This window comes from Psychrobacter sp. AH5 (genome assembly GCF_040371085.1).
Lineage (GTDB): Bacteria > Pseudomonadota > Gammaproteobacteria > Pseudomonadales > Moraxellaceae > Psychrobacter.
In genome coordinates this window covers 2420475-2439708 of record NZ_JAMBMT010000001.1, presented here as the reverse complement: position 1 = coordinate 2439708, position 19234 = coordinate 2420475, and the positions used below count along the sequence as shown (strand labels likewise).

Annotated in this window: 14 protein-coding genes; 6 read left to right on the top strand and 8 right to left on the bottom strand. The window is 44.5% G+C overall.

Annotated elements, in window-relative coordinates:
* Positions 1 to 109 precede the first annotated feature (109 nt).
* The 3 genes from M0N77_RS10325 to M0N77_RS10315 all read right to left on the bottom strand — a co-directional run bounded on the left by M0N77_RS10325 (position 110) and on the right by M0N77_RS10315 (position 2735).
* Positions 110 to 532, bottom strand: a complete 423-nt coding sequence (locus tag M0N77_RS10325) for a hypothetical protein (protein ID WP_353105101.1) — start codon at positions 530 to 532, stop codon at positions 110 to 112.
* 93 nt (positions 533 to 625) lie between these two features.
* Positions 626 to 1993 (bottom strand): SidA/IucD/PvdA family monooxygenase, encoded by a 1368-nt coding sequence (locus M0N77_RS10320; RefSeq protein WP_353105100.1) that lies wholly within the window; start codon positions 1991 to 1993, stop codon positions 626 to 628.
* Positions 1994 to 2381: 388 nt separating this feature from the next.
* Complete coding sequence (locus tag M0N77_RS10315; RefSeq protein ID WP_353105099.1) at positions 2382 to 2735, bottom strand: Trp family transcriptional regulator; 354 nt, start codon at positions 2733 to 2735, stop codon at positions 2382 to 2384.
* Between the two features lie 268 nt (positions 2736 to 3003).
* On the opposite strand from M0N77_RS10315, the gene trpB reads away from it, so the two are divergent.
* On the top strand, positions 3004 to 4239 hold the full coding sequence (gene trpB, locus M0N77_RS10310) for a tryptophan synthase subunit beta (RefSeq protein ID WP_353105098.1): 1236 nt from the start codon (positions 3004 to 3006) through the stop codon (positions 4237 to 4239).
* A gap of 39 nt (positions 4240 to 4278) precedes the next feature.
* On the opposite strand, the gene M0N77_RS10305 is transcribed toward trpB, so the two are convergent.
* Together M0N77_RS10305 and M0N77_RS10300 are read right to left on the bottom strand one after the other, a co-directional pair.
* Positions 4279 to 5049 carry a hypothetical protein gene (locus M0N77_RS10305; protein ID WP_353105097.1) on the bottom strand — a complete coding sequence of 257 codons (771 nt, stop codon included), beginning with the start codon at positions 5047 to 5049 and terminating at the stop codon, positions 4279 to 4281.
* A complete protein-coding gene (locus M0N77_RS10300; protein ID WP_353105096.1) occupies positions 5039 to 6193 on the bottom strand; it encodes a hypothetical protein in 1155 nt (384 codons plus the stop codon). The genes M0N77_RS10305 and M0N77_RS10300 overlap by 11 nt, the downstream gene beginning before the upstream one ends.
* 244 nt (positions 6194 to 6437) lie before the next feature.
* Here M0N77_RS10300 and M0N77_RS10295 point away from each other — a divergent pair, with 244 nt between their 5' ends.
* The gene (locus M0N77_RS10295; protein WP_353105095.1) at positions 6438 to 7547 is read left to right on the top strand and encodes an alkene reductase; all 1110 of its coding nucleotides are present in this window, start codon (positions 6438 to 6440) and stop codon (positions 7545 to 7547) included.
* Between the two features lie 112 nt (positions 7548 to 7659).
* On the opposite strand, the gene M0N77_RS10290 is transcribed toward M0N77_RS10295, so the two are convergent.
* Entirely contained in the window at positions 7660 to 8949 is a 1290-nt protein-coding gene (locus M0N77_RS10290; RefSeq protein WP_353105094.1) for an NAD(P)/FAD-dependent oxidoreductase, read from the bottom strand.
* A 366-nt stretch (positions 8950 to 9315) separates the two neighbouring features.
* On the opposite strand from M0N77_RS10290, the gene acs reads away from it, so the two are divergent.
* From acs to pgsA, 3 genes are all read left to right on the top strand, one after another.
* Entirely contained in the window at positions 9316 to 11280 is a 1965-nt protein-coding gene (acs, locus tag M0N77_RS10285) for an acetate--CoA ligase (RefSeq protein ID WP_353105093.1), read from the top strand.
* A gap of 186 nt (positions 11281 to 11466) precedes the next feature.
* Entirely contained in the window at positions 11467 to 12672 is a 1206-nt protein-coding gene (locus M0N77_RS10280) for an FAD-dependent oxidoreductase (RefSeq protein ID WP_353105092.1), read from the top strand.
* 408 nt (positions 12673 to 13080) lie between these two features.
* A complete protein-coding gene (gene pgsA / locus M0N77_RS10275; protein ID WP_353105091.1) occupies positions 13081 to 13761 on the top strand; it encodes a CDP-diacylglycerol--glycerol-3-phosphate 3-phosphatidyltransferase in 681 nt (226 codons plus the stop codon).
* A gap of 104 nt (positions 13762 to 13865) precedes the next feature.
* Here the strand turns inward: pgsA and M0N77_RS10270 are convergent, their stop codons facing one another.
* Both M0N77_RS10270 and M0N77_RS10265 read right to left on the bottom strand, forming a co-directional pair.
* Positions 13866 to 14360 (bottom strand): pyridoxamine 5'-phosphate oxidase family protein, encoded by a 495-nt coding sequence (locus tag M0N77_RS10270; protein ID WP_353105090.1) that lies wholly within the window; start codon positions 14358 to 14360, stop codon positions 13866 to 13868.
* A gap of 41 nt (positions 14361 to 14401) precedes the next feature.
* Entirely contained in the window at positions 14402 to 14896 is a 495-nt protein-coding gene (locus M0N77_RS10265) for a pyridoxamine 5'-phosphate oxidase family protein (protein ID WP_353105089.1), read from the bottom strand.
* A gap of 293 nt (positions 14897 to 15189) precedes the next feature.
* Here M0N77_RS10265 and purL point away from each other — a divergent pair, with 293 nt between their 5' ends.
* Positions 15190 to 19182, top strand: coding sequence for a phosphoribosylformylglycinamidine synthase (gene purL / locus M0N77_RS10260; RefSeq protein ID WP_353105088.1), 3993 nt, complete (start codon positions 15190 to 15192; stop codon positions 19180 to 19182).
* Positions 19183 to 19234: the final 52 nt, after the last annotated feature.

Sequence of the window (19234 nt, the reverse complement as noted above, 5' to 3'; positions counted from 1 at the left end):
TCCTTTTACTAAAATCTCTAATTATTTGTATCTGTCATAGACAATAAAAAGCTGAACCTAAGCTCAGCCAGTTTTTATCACTGCAATCTTTTGGCTTTGCTAAAGATCATTAGGATTCAGAGCAAATCTCCCATTGAGATTTTTTGCTCAAGTAGCACTCTAAAACCTCTTTACCAGACTCTGCATAAGCTTGACTGACTACCTTTTTGCTAGATGGCGCGCGATATCTGATGACAGCTGGCTCATCATTGACAGTGGTCGTCCATCCGGTATGATTGCCATTATCATCATAATCGGCGCTATTTGAGGTTGCCATTTTCCCGAACCCTGGCAAAGTATAATCAATCTGTCTAAAAGCGTAGCTTGAAGATGCGCCTTCTGCTCCCTCATACTGGCAGGCGAGCTTTTTTTGTAATTTATCTTGCTTATAGATATAGCAAGTCGTGTCGCCCGAAAGTTGTCCTACTCCGCAGAAACCAGCTGTTGCTACTGATATAGCACCCAAGAATAAAGCTATTTTCTTAACGATCATTGGTAATCCTCAAATTATTATCAACAAAAGTCGTTATACTATTTTAGTAGACAAGTTTTTGCAAATTAAATCTTTGGTTTTTCTGTCATTGACTTACCGCACCCCAAAATTCTGAAAGACCTCTAATGCCTGAGTATCATAAATAGCTTCGTCTACTAATTGGTTAATGATGTAGCCAGCCCGATACGCTCCTAAGCCCAAATCACCTGCACCAACGCCATGACTATGAGTTTCTTTATTCTGCACAAAAATCTTGCCGCTTTTGCTATTGTTGTTATAACTTAAAGTATAATCACGATTGATAACGGCTTGACCGTTTGCGCCGTGTTCGATATCAGGCAATAGCTCAGCTAAGCAGTCTGGTAATAAATCGCTATAACCAGTCCCTGCAATTACGCAGTCATATTCAACACTAAATCTCTGGTCTTGTTCATGCTGCTGGAGTGTCAAATTTACCTTATTATCAGCCTGTAGCTCTGCATAGAGCAGCGCACAATTCGCTATAATCTGTGAGTGTAGCGCTTGGTCGCCGATACTACGCTCATAAAGCTTGTGATAAATGTCGCGAATAGTCTTAAAACTAATACCTTTATGCAATAGATCCTGCTTAGCAACGACTTTATTTTTGGTTTCTACATCAAGGGCATGAAAATAGTCAATATAGGCGGGACTAAAATGCTCAAGCCCTAAAGGCGCATATTCCATTGGGAAAAACCCTGCCGAACGCGTCACCCAATCTAATTGAAATCTAGGCTGCTGCTCAGCATCAAGTTGTTGTTCAAACAAGGCTCGATAAACCTCTGCTGCGGACTGACCCGAACCTATAACCATTACTTTAGCCAGTCCCTTATTAGGCTTAATGGCGTCAAGGTCAAAATGGTTGGCATAGTCTGCGGTATGCATACAACGCTGCGGTGCTTGGGCAGCTAGCTTTTGTAAGTAAGAGGGCAAAATAGGCTTGGAGCCAGTACCTATGACTATGTTTTTTGCTTGATAAGTCTTGTTTTTGCCTTCTTCACAAACTGTTATCACAAAGCCTTTATTGTTTTTTGAATGACCACTTTGGAGTTCATTGTTTTGTAAATCATTGCTTTTTATAGGTGTTATACGTATCACTTTTGCATCAAATACTAAGCTGTCCAATTGACTGGCGACCCACTGACAATAGTGATTGTATTCTTGCCGATAAATCTCAAAATCTTCCAAAAAATAAAATTTTAATAGCCGATGATGAGTATGCAGATAATTCAAAAAGGTATAACGACTAGTAGGATCAATAAGTGTCACTAGATCCGCCATAAAAGGCACTTGCAAAGTCGTATGAGGTAAAATCATACTTTTGTGCCAGCTAAACTGCTCTTTTTGTTCGAAAAATAGACCTTTAATCGAGGGCTGCTTAGTCAGTAAAGTTGCCAAACTCAGATTAAAAGGGCCTAGACCAATACCAATAATATCTAGCATCAAATCCCTCTACTTATTGCTATTTAGTTAGGACGTGTTGACCATTTATAAGTCGGCTCTACTGATAGTTAAAATCGTTCCAGACAAAGGGCGATTTGACGATAATACCGATGCCTTAGCTAGAATTGCTATATAGTGTGAGGCGATTTTAGCATCAGCCTGAAAGGACAGAACTCTTTTTTGCCGCTACTTTGCTAAAAAATAGTTTCCGTCAGTGCCATGGTCGAATATTCAACACGTCCTAGTAATTATCGACAGTTATTAATGATAATTTATACCAAAGCTAAAACAAAACGAGCGATTTTATGTACATAGATTGTGTCTTTTTTAGCGCTCTAAAATCATATCGGTTAGCGTCTAGGTATGTTCAATGTAATAAAGCTTTACTCTACTCCTTGCTTGTTAGCTGTTTACCAATATCAGGCAATAATTCATCAATGTGATGCTGACTAAATACCTTCGCCCCACGTGACACTGTCGCAATACCCACTCCAAGCTGCGCGCTAATCTCTCTTTGCGTGATGCCTTGTTGTAGTAGCGCAAATATTCTTAAACGATTGGCAAGCTCGGTTTGCTCTTTTTCGGTCAATAGCGCGGCAAATATCTCTGATAACTGTGCTTTATCGTCAGTGTGAGTCAGTAACCCAAGTAAATAGTCATAAGCATTGTCATAAGCACTGTTATTAGCATTGTCATTAGCGTCGTCGTGAATGCTATCCGCGTGATTCTCTGTTTTTGGCATATTGATACTCTTCTAGTTTTTTTTAAAATATAAAAATTAAGGCGATATAGCTCTAAGTTTTTTGAATTAAGGCTTCTTCAACCCTTGACCTAAAATAACAGTTGGCTTAAACTCTGTTTCAATGTACTAGAACATGATAATAGGTTTATTATAGCTGATAAAAAGCCTATTTAAAGGGCTATTTAAAGGCTCATAAACATCCGATTAAATGATAACTAGCGATAATTGACCCGTTAGCCATAATTAACACAGACAGCAAGGATTACTCATGACAGCGACAACGATTGACACCACTAGCGATACTTATGGATTGCACGACTCCATTTTGCCTAATATTGACGGCTTATATGGCGAGTTTGGCGGCAAAATTGAACATCCAGAGCTGGCAAAGGCGATGACAGAGATTGAGCAAGGCTTTCGAGAGATTATCAAAGATGAGGGTTTTATCACCGAGATGAGCCGCTTGCGCAAGACTTATGTCGGCAGACCCAGTCCGATATTTCATGCCAGACGTTTAAGCGCGCATTGCGGCGGCGCGCAGATTTATTTTAAGCGTGAAGATCTCAATCACACCGGCGCGCACAAGATCAATCACTGCTTAGGTGAAGTACTGCTAGCCAAAAAACTAGGCAAAACCAAAGTCATCGCGGAGACGGGCGCAGGACAACATGGCGTGGCACTAGCAACAGCAGCAGCACTGATGGGCCTTGAGTGTGAGATCCACATGGGCGTGGTCGATATCGAAAAGGAGTATCCCAATGTTAGCCGGATGAAAATATTAGGTGCGAATATAGTCCCAGTAACGCGCGGGGCGGGCACGTTAAAAGAGGCGGTCGATAGTGCTTTTGAGACTTATCTAAATGAATTGGATACCAGTCTATTTGCCATAGGATCCGCGCTTGGGCCCGCGCCTTATCCTGAAATCGTTAGCTACTTTCAGTCGGTAGTTGGACGCGAAGCAAGAGCGCAGTTTTTAGAAGAGACTGGTAAATTGCCTAATAAAGTTGTTGCTTGTGTTGGTGGCGGCTCTAACGCTATTGGTATTTTTAGCGGCTTTTTAGGCGATAAGGAAGTCGAAAAAGTCGGTGTGGAGCCCGCAGGCGAGGGACTCGATACCCCAAATCATGCCGCAACCATGACTTTGGGCGTAAAAGGCGCGCTGCATGGCTTTAAGTGCTATGTGCTACTCGATGAAAACGGTGAGCCTGCGCCTGTGCATTCCATTGCTTCAGGGCTTGATTATCCAGGTGTTGGCCCGCAGCATTCGTTACTGCGCGATATGAATTTGGCCACTTATGAGTCAGCGACCGATAGCGAGTGTTTGGAGGCTTTTATGGCGCTATCGCGTTTTGAGGGCATTATTCCAGCGTTAGAAACCGCTCATGCGATTGCTTATGCGATGCGAGTCGCCAAAGATATGTCGCCTGATGAGACCATATTGGTCAACTTATCAGGACGCGGTGATAAGGATATTGATTTTATTTTGGATAAGGTCGATTTATAGCTTAAGTTTGCATTAAAGCTTGTAAACTAGCCGTTACTGTCAATTAAGACCTTCTATAATGATAAATTGAAGCGGAAAGGTAATGATGTCAAAAGCTTTGGCGAGGGGCATCAGCGCTGTTAGTTTTTTTTCCTCAATGTTGGCTTTATTGGGCTGGTAGTTATAGAATTTGACGGTGATCGGTTGGCTAAAGCGATAGGGTAAAGCGTCAATATTTTGGACAGCTGGCGCAACGGTAACGGGCAGTCGCCATAGGTGTTTTGTGCAGCGGGTCATCCCTTTTGCAAAGCCATCATGGCAGGTAAAGTCGAATGCCTCAAGATTTGTCGTCTCGTCTGTAGCTAGCAGATGCGTTGGTTTTTCGAACCATAATATAGTGGCAATACAGCCTTGTGCTGAGAGGCAGCCTTGCTCGCCTATTCTTATTCTAAAATAAGACGCATTAAATGCTGGCATAGGTTTGAAAGAAAAGTAAGCCAAATCGACTTGGTCCAAAATATCAGTCAACTCACTGTCTTTATTGTTACTTTGTACTAAGTAGCTGCGCTTCTCTCCGGCAAACACTAGCGCATGATCGATACCTTCGATAGGCGAGCTGGGCTTGCCAATAGCAATGAGGCTATCTGTAAAGCGCTCATCGGCCACCCATTTTTCGTCTTCTTGCTTCATCAGCTGATAATCGAGTTTTTCTGTCGCGATACAGCTGCTTAGCCCTGATGCTAGTCCTAAACCCAAAGCGGCAGCTAACCCTATTTTTGGGCAAAATTTCAGCACTATATTGTTCTCCGCTTTATCTCGCTTAATAGTCATAATCCACACAAACGATACCGCTTAAGCAGTCGCGGCTTTTATTGTTGTCCCATGGCGAAGGTATCGGTAAGGCCTGATTAAGCTGATAGCGAGGCACGGCCCAGTCAGATGTCTCATAGCCCTCGTCATCCACTTTAGGAACGGGATAGGCTTGGTGACGTTTGCTATTTGGCATTGCCATAAATTCAAGCAAAGTGCGCGCATCTTTTGCCAAGATACTATTTGCTAAGATACTATTTGAGCCTTTGGCTAGTTTTTCTATGGCTTGCTGGTATTTCGGCTCTATAAATTTAGTAACCTCATCATTAGTCCACTGCGTATTATTTGAGCCGAAAAACAGCGCATGACGATATAGCGTCAATAAAAATTTGGCATCCTTAATAAAATGGCTTTCAGGATAACGCTGAATATAATCTTGCCAAAACTGGGCGCGTGCAATGACTTCATCAAAAGGCACAGCAATTGCGGCATCATTCCAAAAGATATCTTGATTATCCTTGGCCATACGTTCGATAAAAGCTTGTTGGTCTTTGGGTAGATACGGAGTAAAAATATCAGCCATTTGTTGTAAATCATGGTGAAAGACAAAGATGCCTTCACCTACGTACAGTATGCTGACGTCTGCTTTACTCTCAGCTAAGCCGACAAGATAACGCACACGCGGCCTTAGCTGCTTTAACTGCGCGACGCTGGCTTTTTTGCCTTGCTCTAAAGTCTCCACTATGTCGTAAAACGCTTCATCATCCATATAAAGATCGGTGCCCAAAAAGCGGTTGTACATCGCTTGATATTGGTTTAACCAGGTCAATACCTCGGTGTTGAGCGCGCTTGGCAAGCAAGCCTTTACTTGCCGCTGAACCGCGTGAATATCTTCGATACGACTTTTATTATCTATGGCCTGCATGGTGTCACTAAGCTTAGTACAAATCAGCTGATCTCTGAGTTTACCCTCCGACAATTCTATTATAGAGCTCGTCAGCTCCTTTGCCGTTTTTGCCTCTACCAAAGCTTGAGTCGTAGTATTTTTCACAGCTTGCGACGAGGCTGCGGTATTTGAGGTATCCGTTTTGTCTGACGGAGGCTGGCAAGCCGATAATAGCAGTAAATTGGCCATTATTATCAAAGACAGGAGCTTTTTTTGCATAGATCTTTACTCATCAGACGATTTAGTTTTGATATCTTAATATACCCCTAAGCTTTATTACATAATATTTTTATAATTTCAAAACTAGTGAGATTCGCTGTTTTCGTTTGTAACGATAGATTGAATAATGAGCACTTTGCCCTATAAAGAAAATGATTCAGTGAAAAATCCAATCTATCTAGTTTTTCACAATGACTCTTTTTTCACTATAACTTTCACTTAATAACAATAAGTAAGGCTTTTTATGGCACACGATAATTTATTTGAACCGGTCCAAATGGGCAAGCAAACGCTAAAAAACCGTATTATTATGGCACCGCTCACGCGTTTGCGGGCGGTAGAGCCAGGCGATGTACCGACGGCATTGGCAGGCGAGTATTATGCGCAGCGCGCTAGTGCTGGATTGGTTATTACCGAGGCCACACAAGTGTCTTTTCAGGCCAAAGGTTATGCAGGCGCGCCGGGTATTCATACCGAAGATCAAGCTGTTGCTTGGAAAGCTATTGTTGATAATGTCCATGCTAAAGGCGGCAAAATTGTGGTACAGCTTTGGCATACTGGCCTAGTCGCCCATGATAGCGTACAGCCTGATGGCAAAGCGCCTATCTCCGCCTCCGATGTCGCAGTAGGGGCTCGTACTTCATTGCGTGATAGTAATAATCAAGCCATTCGCGTTGAGGCCACGCCGCCGCGTCCGGCTAGTCTTGATGAGATCAAGCAAGTGATTAAAGACTTTGCCGAGGCCACTAAGCTTGCTCGTCAAGTGGGCTTTGATGGGGTTGAGATTCATGGTGCTCATGGCTATCTCTTACATCAGTTTTGGGTGGAGCAGACCAATAAGCGTGATGATGAATATGGCGGCAGTAAAGAAAATCGCGCCCGTCTAACTCTCGATGTCGTTGATGCGTGTGTTGAGGCTTGGGATAGCGATCATGTCGGTATTCGTATTTCACCGCAAGGCACTTTTAACGCGGTTGAGGCCGGTTATGATGAAGACGATAATATCTGGCTGATTGAGCAACTCAATAAGCGCAGCCTTATGTATCTGCATTTATCAGAGCCTGATTGGGCGGGCGGTACACCATATACAGATAGTTTCCGCCAGCGCATTCGTGATGCTTTTGACAATATGATTATTGCCGCTGGTGGTTATACTGCTGAAAAAGCGGAACGCAATGTGCGCGAAGGCTATATCGATGCCGTTGCCTTTGGCCGTGATTACATCGCCAATCCTGATTTGGCTGAGCGTATTCGTGAAGATAAACCACTCAATGAGCAGCATCCGCAGACTTTTTATGGCGGCGGTGCCGAGGGTTACACCGATTATCCTTATTTGGATAAAAAACAGGCTTAATAAGTTAAGTCTGCTCTAAAAGATGTTATAAAACTAAAAGCCGCGCTACTTATAATAGGTAGTGCGGCTTTTTTGCTTATTGCAGATCAATAGTAACCATAAGTTTTTAGAGTCAAACCACCTCACCGCAAACAAAACCGCTCGCCCATGCCCACTGAAAATTATAACCGCCAAGCCAGCCTGTCACATCAAGTACTTCACCGATGAAATACAAGCCATTTTGTAATTTACTCTCCATAGTTTTGGAGGAGACCTCGTCGGTATTGACGCCGCCACGAGTCACCTCAGCGGTACGATAGCCCTCAGTACCAGAGGGTTTGAGCTGCCAGCCGTTAATCGCTTGGCCAATCTGTATTAATCGCTCATCTTTAATATTGGCAAGTTCAGTATCTTTGACCTCATCCCATAAAGTAGCTTGTAGCGCTGCCAGTAGTTTTTTAGGAAGCTGATTACCCGTATTCTCTGCTAATACCGTACGAATGAGTTGCTTAGGATGTGATTTTTTAAAATCTAATAACAGCGCAGTAACGTCACTATCAGGTAGTAAATTAATCTCAATAGTTTCACCTGTTTGCCAATAGTTGGAGAGCTGCAGCATGGCTGGGCCAGATAGGCCGCGATGAGTAAAGAGCAGCGGCAGCTTAAAGGATTTGCGAGTATTACTAGCGACCACGGGCAGGCTAATACCAGATAACGCACGCAATAATTCACCAGTTTTATCGGTAAAGGTAAAAGGCACTAAGCTGGGATCGGTAGTTAATAACTGATGACCGAACTGCTGGGCAAGCTCATACCCCAGACCACTTGCGCCCATCGTTGGAATAGAGAGTCCACCGGTAGCCACGACTAAAGACTCGCTGTTATAAATGGTTTGCGTAGGGTTTTGCTTATTAGCGTCTGCTGTTAGCTCTTTTTTACTGAGCTTTTTAGTGGTAGTTACGATAAAGCGTTTATTTTCATCACCTTCATTAACTGCAATGTTGTCAATCTGAGTATTGAGCCGCACCTGCACACCGACCGCAGCGCATTCATCGAGTAGCATCGTCACGATATCTTGCGCCGACTCATCACAAAATAGCTGACCATGTTCGCGCTCATGATAAGCAATCTTATGCTGCTCTACCATAGCGATAAACTCCCAGCTCGGATAACGGCTCAAAGCTGATTTACAAAAGTGCTCGTTAGCCCCAATGAAGTGCTCAGGCTCGACAAAGTAGTTGGTAAAGTTACAGCGCCCGCCGCCTGACATCAGGATTTTTTTGCCCGCTTTATTAGCATGATCTAACACCAACACGCGGCGACCACGACGACCCGCTGTTAGCGCGCAGTACAGTCCTGACGCTCCTGCCCCGATAATAATAACGTCAAATTGGTTTTGAGAGGGCTTATGATTATGTAGCATAACAGATTCGCTTATAAATAAGAGCTGGTGATAAAAATGGCTTATTATAGAAGAAGTTAGCTTAGGCATGTTGAACATTCACATTATATTGAACGCACTTCGCTCACATAATTGCTAGAGATAAAATATTTATTGTTTTGAGTGTACGCTAGTATAGTAAAGGGGTTAATAGTAACGGTTGCAGTCTTGCATAGCCAAAGCTTATTTGCCAAACTAGCAAGCGGGCATTTAACTTTTTTTGATAAATACCAGCAAAAAACATCGAATATTAAGGAAGATGACAATATGGGCTACGAAGATGGTCATAGTTTATCAATTATTATAAATGACCTTTATAAGGCTAATAATTAAAAAAGGAATAGCACTATGACGCAGAATTCTTTTCCTATTGCAGCTGAGTTTCTCGCCACTGCCAACACTAGCGCTGAACACTACAGCGAGGAATATCAGCGCTCCATCGCCTCGTCTGAAGCCAATGACGACTATTGGGCAAAACGCGCGGAAGCTATCGATTGGATTACTAAGCCTACCAAGATTAGCGATGTCAGCTACGATTTAAATGATTTTCGCATTAAATGGTTTGAGGATGGTCAGCTTAATATTTCGGTCAATTGTCTGGATCGCCACCTAAAGACCAATCCCTACAAGCCCGCCATTATTTGGGAAGGCGATCATCCAGCGCTACATAAAATCATCTCTTTTAAGGAGCTGCATAGCGAGGTGTGTCGTTTAGGTAATGCTATGCGTGATTTGGGCATAAAAAAAGGCGACCGCGTGACTCTTTATATGCCTATGGTTCCTGAGGCTATGGTCGCTATGCTAGCCTGCGCGCGTATTGGCGCGGTGCATTCAGTGGTGTTTGGTGGTTTTTCAGCCGATAGTTTGAGCAGTCGTATAGTCGATAGCCAGTCCAAATTGGTGATTACCGCAGATGAAGGGCTGCGTGGTAACAGACGCTCCGCGCTCAAAGTAAACGTCGATCGTGCTTTGGATGTTGAGGGCACACAGTGTGTTGAAAACGTCATTGTGGTACACCGTACTGGTAACTCAGTCCCGATGAGTGGCCGACGCGATCACTGGTATCACAGTTTGATTGCGGCACAAAGCGAGCAGTGCGAGCCGGAGGTTATGAATAGCGAGGATCCGCTATTTTTATTATATACTTCCGGCTCAACCGGTAAGCCTAAAGGTGTGGTGCATACGACGGGCGGCTATATCACTTACGCGCTATCAACTTTTTGTGATGTCTTCGATATAAAGGATAATGATGTCTACTGGTGTACCGCTGATGTCGGCTGGATTACAGGGCATACTTACGCCACTTATGCGCCGCTCGCCAATGGTACGACTACGGTCTTGTTCGAGGGCGTACCAGAATATCCTACTTGGGCGCGAGTAGGGCAGATCATTGATAAGCATAGCGTCAGCGTTTTATACACCGCGCCTACTGCTATACGCTCAATGATGAAAGAGGGTAGTGAGTTTGTCAACGAGTCAAGTCGCGCAAGTTTGCGTTTACTTGGCACCGTTGGGGAACCGATCAACCCTGAAGCATGGGACTGGTACTATCATGTCGTTGGCGGTGGTCGTTGTCCTATCGTTGATACCTGGTGGCAAACAGAGACCGGCGGTATTTTACTCGCGCCTCTACCGGGCACTACCGTGCTAAAACCAGGGGCCGCTATGTATCCGCTATATGGTATCAAGCCTGCGGTTATGGAAGATGACTACGAGCTTGACGGTTCAGCTTCGGGTAATTTGGTAATTAGTAATAGCTGGCCGGGGCAAATGCGTACTATATATAATGATCATCAGCGCTTTTTGGATACCTATTTTACGGAGCATCCAGGCTATTATTTCACTGGTGATGGGGTACAGCGTGATGAAGATGGGCACTATTGGATAACCGGACGCGTCGATGATGTACTCAATGTCGCAGGACACAGGCTTGGCACCGCTGAGATTGAGAGTGCAGTAGATGAACATCCCTCAACTGTCGAGGCAGCGGTGGTAGGAATGCCGCATGAAATCCGTGGTATTGGTATTTGTGTTTTTGTGATTCTAAAATCTGGTGAAATCGGCAGTGAAGCGTTAAAAAATGAGCTAAATCGGCATGTGCGTAGCGAGATAGGCCCTATTGCTAATTTAGATGCAATCTTTATCGTAGACTCCTTGCCCAAGACTCGCTCTGGTAAAATCATGCGCCGTATCTTGCGTAATATCGCCGCTGGTCAATACGTGGGATTAGGCGACTTATCGACGCTAGCGGATAGCTCTGTAATTAATAAGCTGATAGAGGTGGTCAAAGCAGAACGCAGAGACTGCTTATAATTTGTTCTTTATCGACTATTTAGATGGCTTAGCGTATTAGTATTAAATCATAAAATATAACAAAAGTAGGTCATGCTGTTTTTTATGAGGATTATAAAAACTAGCATGGCTTTTTGTTGTACATTATTTATTAAGCTATCTCTTACTTATCTCTTATCTGTACCATTTAATAGGTGTACTTCTATAATGACTGATCCAAATGTGTCTCATAGTAATAACAAACATAGCGCAAGTTTAGCCGCTGCTTCAGCACAAAAAATAGCCATTATTGGTGGCGGTTTGAGTGGACTGTTTACCGCCACTTTGTTAGAGCAAGCTTTTGCTACAGCGCCAAAAAACTTGCAAATCACAATCTTTGAAAAATCACGCAGCGTTGGACGGTTAGCTACGCGTTATCGTACTGATAAGAGCACAGACAAAAACTGGCAATGGAGTTTTGGCGCTCAGTTCTTTACCGCTAAGTCGGAGAGCTTTAAGCAGTTTATCGCGCCAGATTTACACTCAGGATTACTACAGCCTTGGTTAGCAAAAGTGGTTAATTTAACAAGTGCTAGCGAGAGTGGTCAGTCGCCACAAATCGAGCCAAAAGAGCAGTGGGATAGCATTCATGCGCGCTACATTAGCACCCCAAAGATGACTAGCTGGGGCCGTAAGCTTGCTGATGACTTACAATTTACTACCATTAAATTCAAAACTCGTGTGGCGCCATTAGCTCAATATTCGCATTTACAGACAGATAAGCGAACCGAACTATTTGATGAAAAAGGTGAGAGCTTAGGGTTATTTGATTGGGTGATTTGCACCGCGCCCAATGGTCAAGCGGCCGAGCTGATGGCAGATAGTGGCTTTACTCAGCAAGGTAAGATCCTAAAACCTGAGATGCTAGCTTGCTATACGCTGATGCTTGGCTGGCAAGATGATGTAAAGCTGCCCGATAGCTTAAAGAGCCAAGCTAATGAGCCGGTATCAAACTGGGATGTTGCTTTTATTCAAGGATCCATTCTTGATAGAGTATTTATCGAGCACCATAAACCCAACCACGAGCAGCTACTGCCAAGCTTGACTATTCACGCAAATAATCAATGGTCACAGCAGCAGGTTGACCAAGATATTACCAAGATAACCGAGCAACTATTGGCAGAAGCAAAACAGTTGCTCAACTGGCGTGAGCAAACCGCGCCTACGCAGATAGATTGTCATCGTTGGCGCTATGCCTCGACGTTGACGCCATTAGATATCGAAGGGAATGAGCAGCCGTTAGGGATTTTGGTAGATAAAGACAAGCAGTGGCTGGTCAGTGGCGATTGGTGCGCTCAAGGTAATATCGAGAGCTGCTATCAAGTCGCCGAACAAACTGTTGGCGTTATTTTAGAGGCGGTTAGCACTAATTAATTTTTAAGAAGTGACTAACCAAAAAAAAGCCCATAGTGGAGGACTATGGACTGAGGAAAAGCGTCAATACCGCTAATAAAACTGAGGATATTATTTATTATAAAATATCAGTTATTAAGAGAGTACTGTCTAAGATAAGGACTATTGCTCTTAAATCAATTCATTATTACATCTGCTTACAACTGTGGGTGTACAACTGTATTTTTATACCTAGATGAACGTAAGGTGACTTAATAACCGCTGCTAAAGATTGCGAAACTGGGAGTAATAGCTATTTTGACCAGTTATTGAGCGATATAGTGCATTAATAGCGCTAATAACGCTGCGGCTACAGAGATATCATGACGTCAAGCGCGAAAAATGCTAAGCTTACGTCCATTATCATGTCTATATAAAACTGGTTTTGTCATGACCGAGAGTACAAATTTGCACGCTAAACCGCTGCCACCTACGCAGAATGAAAGAAGCATTTTTAATTTACCCAATAATCTGACGATTGCGCGTATTTTGATGATTCCGCTATTTGTGGCTATTGCTTACTGGCCGCCTGCGATGGGCATCGGTATGCCAGCGATTTCAGATAATGTTATCGCTCGGGTGGGCATGAGTGAGTTCAGCGATAGTTTATTGCGGCACTTACTACTGACTGGGGTGTTCATTATCGCGGCGATTACTGATTGGCTTGATGGTTACTTTGCGCGTAAGCTCAATGTGATGTCCGCTTTTGGGCGTTTTTTGGATCCAGTCGCTGATAAGCTAATGGTCGCGGCGGCGCTTATTATATTGGTGCAGTGGCACCCTAATATCATCATGGCAATAGCGGCGATTGTCATTATCTCACGTGAGATTGCGGTGTCCGCGCTGCGCGAATGGATGGCAGAGCTTGGCAATCGGACTAGCGTGGCTGTCTCTTATGTCGGTAAGCTAAAAACTACTTTTCAGATGATTGCCATCACTGTTTTATTATTAAACTGGGAGTCCCTAGAGCTAATTGGTTATGGGTTAATGGTGGCAGCGGTGGTGCTAACGCTTTGGTCGATGATGATTTATCTAAAAGCCGCTTGGCCATATCTAAAGCGTAGTGGCTAATCTTATTTTGTATAAGTACAAAAATGCCAGTCGCTTAACGTGACTGGCATTTTTTATTAAAATATATCAAGGTTACTATAATTCAAGCACTCATTTATAAAACCTTAAAGTTCAACCGAGAAATTCTCACCTAAGCCTTCCTCAATCTTTGTAGTGGTTACGGCAGCCGATCCGATTTTGACCATATTAGCAATGGCATTACCATTATCCCAATACTCTGCGCCGTGCGGCACTACTTTGATCAGCTGCACTTTTGGATCCTCTTTACCGTGCTCAAAAAAGGCGTTATAAACGGGCATCCAAAGCTCATCAAGCTTTTCTTTGTTCTCAACTAAATGCGCTTTACCAGTGACTGACAAGAACTTTTTATTATCATCACTGCTATAAGCTAAATTTACCTCGTCATTGACCTTGATATTATCGACCGTATCAGAAGGATTGTGACCGATTAGCCAAATCTCTTTAGCGCCAATGCTGGTCTCAACCGTATTCATCGGGCAGGCGTGCAAATGATTTTCACTGGTACGCGTCGTTAGCATAGTGTATTTGATATCTTTTACTAACGCTTGAATTTTATCCATTTTGTCTTGCTTACTCATAAGTGTCTTCCTTGTTATTAAGTTATTTATTACTAACAAGCTTATAGTGAAAAATTAAACTGCTCGCCTACGCCTTCAGCGGTTTCGCCATCTTGCACAGCCGCCGCTGCCATCTTGAACATATTGACCGTTGAGCTACCGCTGATCCAGCACTCTACACCATGTGGCACCACTTTGATCAGCTGCACGTTTGGATCTTCTTTACCGTGCTCAAAAAAGGCGTTGTCCATAGCTGACCATAACTCATCAAGCTTGGCTTTATCATCAGATAGCTCAGCATTGGCGCTCACTGAGACATAGTTTTTGGCGTCTTGACTAGAATAAGTTAGACCAACTTTTTTATTATTCTGAATATCCTTTACTACATCTGAGGTTTTATCACCGATAAACCAGATCTCTTTGGCACCGATACTAGTCTCAGTGGTAGTCATTGGCCACGCGTGAAGATCACCATCTTTGTTGACAGTGGTCATCATGGCAAATTTCACGTCTTTAACAATCTCTTGTACTCTATCGATTTTATCTTGCTTACTCATAGTGTTATCCTTTTTTGGTTAAAATTATTTTTATTCATTATGGGGGTTAACGCTTTATAGAATAACGACAGTTGCCCCTATAGTTATATAGCTTGCCGGTAATGCGATGTGAGTGTTTGTAAGCTGTATAAGGGTTAAGTAAAATGATCTTGCGCTTAGCGGATACGTAAATTGTGTGGCTTTAACACTGCTTATTTGGCCTCTTCTTGTTATAATACCGCGACCATTTACTTTGCATGGCAGTAATGCCTGTTACTGCTCATTACTGCTCATATTCTAGGAAATATGCCTCTATGATGACTATTGCCGGACAGCCGTTTTTGACCGATTTTCAAACGCAGCAACTCATAAATCAGTTTGCCCAAAAGACCGATCTAAACGTCAGCCACATCAGCACGCAGCAAGTTTATGTGTTATCACGCAATCTAGAAGGTGATGAGCTAACTAAAGGTCTAGATTTGTTAGGTATTGACCAAGACATTAAAATTGAAACGCCCAAAGACAATCAATTACAAGTCATCGTCAGTCCGCGCTTTGGTACTATATCTCCTTGGGCGAGTAAAGCCACTGATATCTTTAATAACTGCGAGCTTCAGATTAATCGGGTCGAGCGCGTGATTGTTTATACGTTGACTATCGATGATAAAGCGGTTAATGAGCTGCCTAAAGCCGCTGAAGAGTTACTGTTTGATCGCATGACGCAAAGCTTGGTTTATGATTTGGCAAAAGTGAGCCAGTTATTTGACGATGAGCCGCCTGCTACCCTAAACCGTATCGACGTCATTGGCGCCGGACGAGAAGCGTTAGAAACTGCCAATACGACATTCGGTTTTGCGTTATCAAGTGAAGATATTGACTATTTGATGAATGCTTATGTCAATGAATTAGGACGCAATCCAACCGACGTTGAGCTGATGATGTTTGCTCAGGCTAACTCTGAGCATTGCCGTCATAAGATCTTTAATGCCGAGTGGACTATCGATGGCGAAGTGCAAGCCAAATCATTGTTTCAGATGATTAAGAATACTTATCAGGCCAATCCACAAGGGATTTTATCGGCCTATAAAGACAATGCCGCAGTGATGGCTGGGGCAGAAGGAATGCGTTATTATCCTATTCCTACTGACGCCATGGATGTTAATGCAGCGCATCCTTACAACTTTTATCAAGAACATATCGATATCTTGATGAAGGTCGAAACCCATAATCATCCTACCGCCATTGCCCCTTATGCAGGCGCAGCGACTGGCGCAGGTGGTGAGATTCGGGATGAAGGCGCAACCGGTCGCGGCGGTAAACCCAAAGCGGGTCTGACCGGCTTTCATGTCTCGCATCTGCATATTCCAGAGCTTGCGGAGAAGTGGGAGCAATCAGGACAAGTAACTACCCAAGACTACGGTACGCCGGAGCGTATGGCAACCAGCCTTGAGATTATGCTGGAGGCGCCACTAGGATCAGCTAATTTTTCCAATGAGTTTGGTCGTCCCAATCTTTGTGGTTATTTCCGTAGTTTCCAATTAGATACTTCAAAAGATAAAGATGGTAGCCAGATGCGCGGCTATCATAAGCCCATCATGCTGGCGGGTGGTTACGGTAATATCAAACGTAACTTGATTGAAAAAAATAGTATTCAGCAAGGCGATCTGCTTATTGTCTTGGGTGGCCCTGCGATGCAAATTGGTTTGGGCGGCGGCGCGGCCTCATCTGTTGATAGTGGTGCGCTTGATGAGGGTCTAGACTTCGCTTCCGTGCAGCGCGATAACGCCGAGATGGAGCGTCGTTGTCAAGAAGTGATTGATCGCTGCTGGGCCTTAGCCGGTAATGATGTTGAGAAGAGCAATAATAGCCAAGATGGCAACCCAATCGTCTCCTTACATGATGTTGGTGCAGGCGGTCTGTCCAATGCCATGCCAGAGCTAGTTAACGACCATGAAATGGGCGCGCATCTTAACCTACGTAAAATCCCTTCGCTTGAGGCAGGTATGTCGCCGATGGCAATCTGGTCAAATGAAGCGCAAGAGCGTTACGTACTGGCGATTCGTCCGGAAAGCGAAGCGCAGTTTGATGCGATCTGTGCGCGTGAGCGCTGCCCGTACGCCATCTTAGGGACTGCTACTGATATCCGTCAGCTAATCGTTGATGATGAGTTACTAGACGAGCAGCCAGTTGATATGCCGATGCAAGTATTGCTTGGTGGTACGCCAAAGATGAAACGTAGCTTTGAGCGTCAAGCCAATGAGCTAGCACCGCTTGAGCTGAATAATTTTGATTTAGCCCAGTCTGTTAAAGACGTACTGCGTCATCCAACCGTCGCTAGCAAATCCTTCCTCATTAGCATTGGCGATCGCTCAATCACCGGTATGGTGGTGCGCGATCAATACGTTGGGCGCTATCAAGTGCCGGTTGCTGATTGTGCGATTACCGCTTCCGGTCTCATAGCGCTTGAGGGTCAAGTAATGAGCGGCGAGGCAATGAGTGTGGGCGAGCGTACGCCGGTTGCGCTAATTAGCCCTAAAGCCTCAGCAAGATTGGCGGTCGGTGAAGCCATTACTAATATCGCAGGTGCGCGCATTGCGCAGTTATCAGATATCACCATGTCAGCGAACTGGATGGCGGCTTGTGGTGATGATCTAGAGGACGCCGCACTGTTTGACGCGGTACACGCTATCGGTGAAGAGCTATGCCCAGCTTTGGGGATCGCAATTCCAGTCGGTAAAGACTCGCTGTCTATGCGCGCTAATTGGACGGACGAGAACGATAATCAAGATAAATCAGTGGTCTCGCCCATGAGCCTGGTTATTACCGCTTTTGCTCCTGTTGTCGATGTGACTAAGAACTTAACGCCTGAGCTTATTAACGGCGATAGTGCTTTTTACCGTATTGACTTATCCAAAGGTAAACTACGTCTTGGCGGCTCTATCCTTGCGCAAACCGCAAGCCAGCTTGGCAACGAATGTCCAGATTTGACTCAGCCTAGCGACCTCATTGACTTCTTTAACTTTATCCAAGCCGGTAATGAGCAAAAAGTTATCAGCGCCTACCATGATATCGGTGATGGCGGTCTGCTCGCGACTATCGCTGAGATGCAATTCACCAGCCGTCAAGGGATTAAGCTGTCGTTAAATGATGAGAACCTGCTAGGCCAGTTATTCAGTGAAGAGCTAGGCGCGGTCATTCAAGTATTGCCTGAAAACGTTACGGCTTTGATGCAGTTAGCAGAAGAGTACAACGTTAGTGAGATGCTGAGTCTCGTCGGTCAAAGCACTGAGGAAGATAGCCTAATCATCCAAACGCCGCTGCATCAAGGTGAGAACACGCTACGTTTTAAGCGTTCCGAATTACAGCAACAATGGAGCCAAGTCAGCTATCAAATCGCGCGCCGCCGTGATAATCCTGAATGCGTACAGCAAGAGTACGACTTGATTAGCGATAGCACTCATAAAGGCCTCATCGCTGCACCAAACTTTGACCTTAATCAGAAGGTTGAGACGCCTTATCTCAACAGCCGCGAAGAAAAGCCAAGAGTCGCTATTTTGCGTGAGCAAGGCGTCAACGGTCAGACCGAGATGGCAGCAGGCTTTACTCAAGCGGGCTTTGAAGCGGTCGATGTACACATGAGTGATCTACTTGAGGGTCGCATTAATTTACGCGACTTCGATGGTCTCGTCGCTTGTGGTGGCTTTAGCTACGGTGATGTCCTCGGTGCAGGTTCAGGCTGGGCCAACTCTATCTTGTTCCATGATGAGCTACGTATGCAGTTCGTGCGCTTCTTCGCCCGTCCCAATACTTTCTCCTTAGGCGTCTGTAATGGTTGTCAGATGATGGCGCAGCTCAAAGACTTGATCCCAGGCGCAGAGAACTTCCCACGCTTTATCGCCAATAAATCGGCTCGCTTCGAAGCCCGTACCGTCAATGTCAAAGTCGAGCGCACTAAGTCCATTCTATTTAAGGGTATGCAAGACAGCATCTTGCCTATTGCCGTGGCTCATGGTGAAGGCTATGCTACATTGAACGCGGTTGAGATCGACGGTATGGCAAAACATGGTCAGCTCGCCATGCGCTATGTCGATAGCCAAGGTCATCCAACTGAGACGTATCCGCTCAATCCAAACGGTTCAGTCGGCGGTGTCACGGGTCTGTGTAGCACTGATGGCCGCGTAACGATCATGATGCCGCACCCTGAGCGTAATCTAAAAGCCTATAACCACAGCTGGAAACCAGAGCAGTGGGATGAAGACGGCGCATGGATGCGGATGTTCCGTAATGCGCGGGCTTGGTTGCGCTAGGCTAAGTTTGTTTAGATTTTTGTTTTAGACGTAAAAAAAGGTGGGCTTTGGC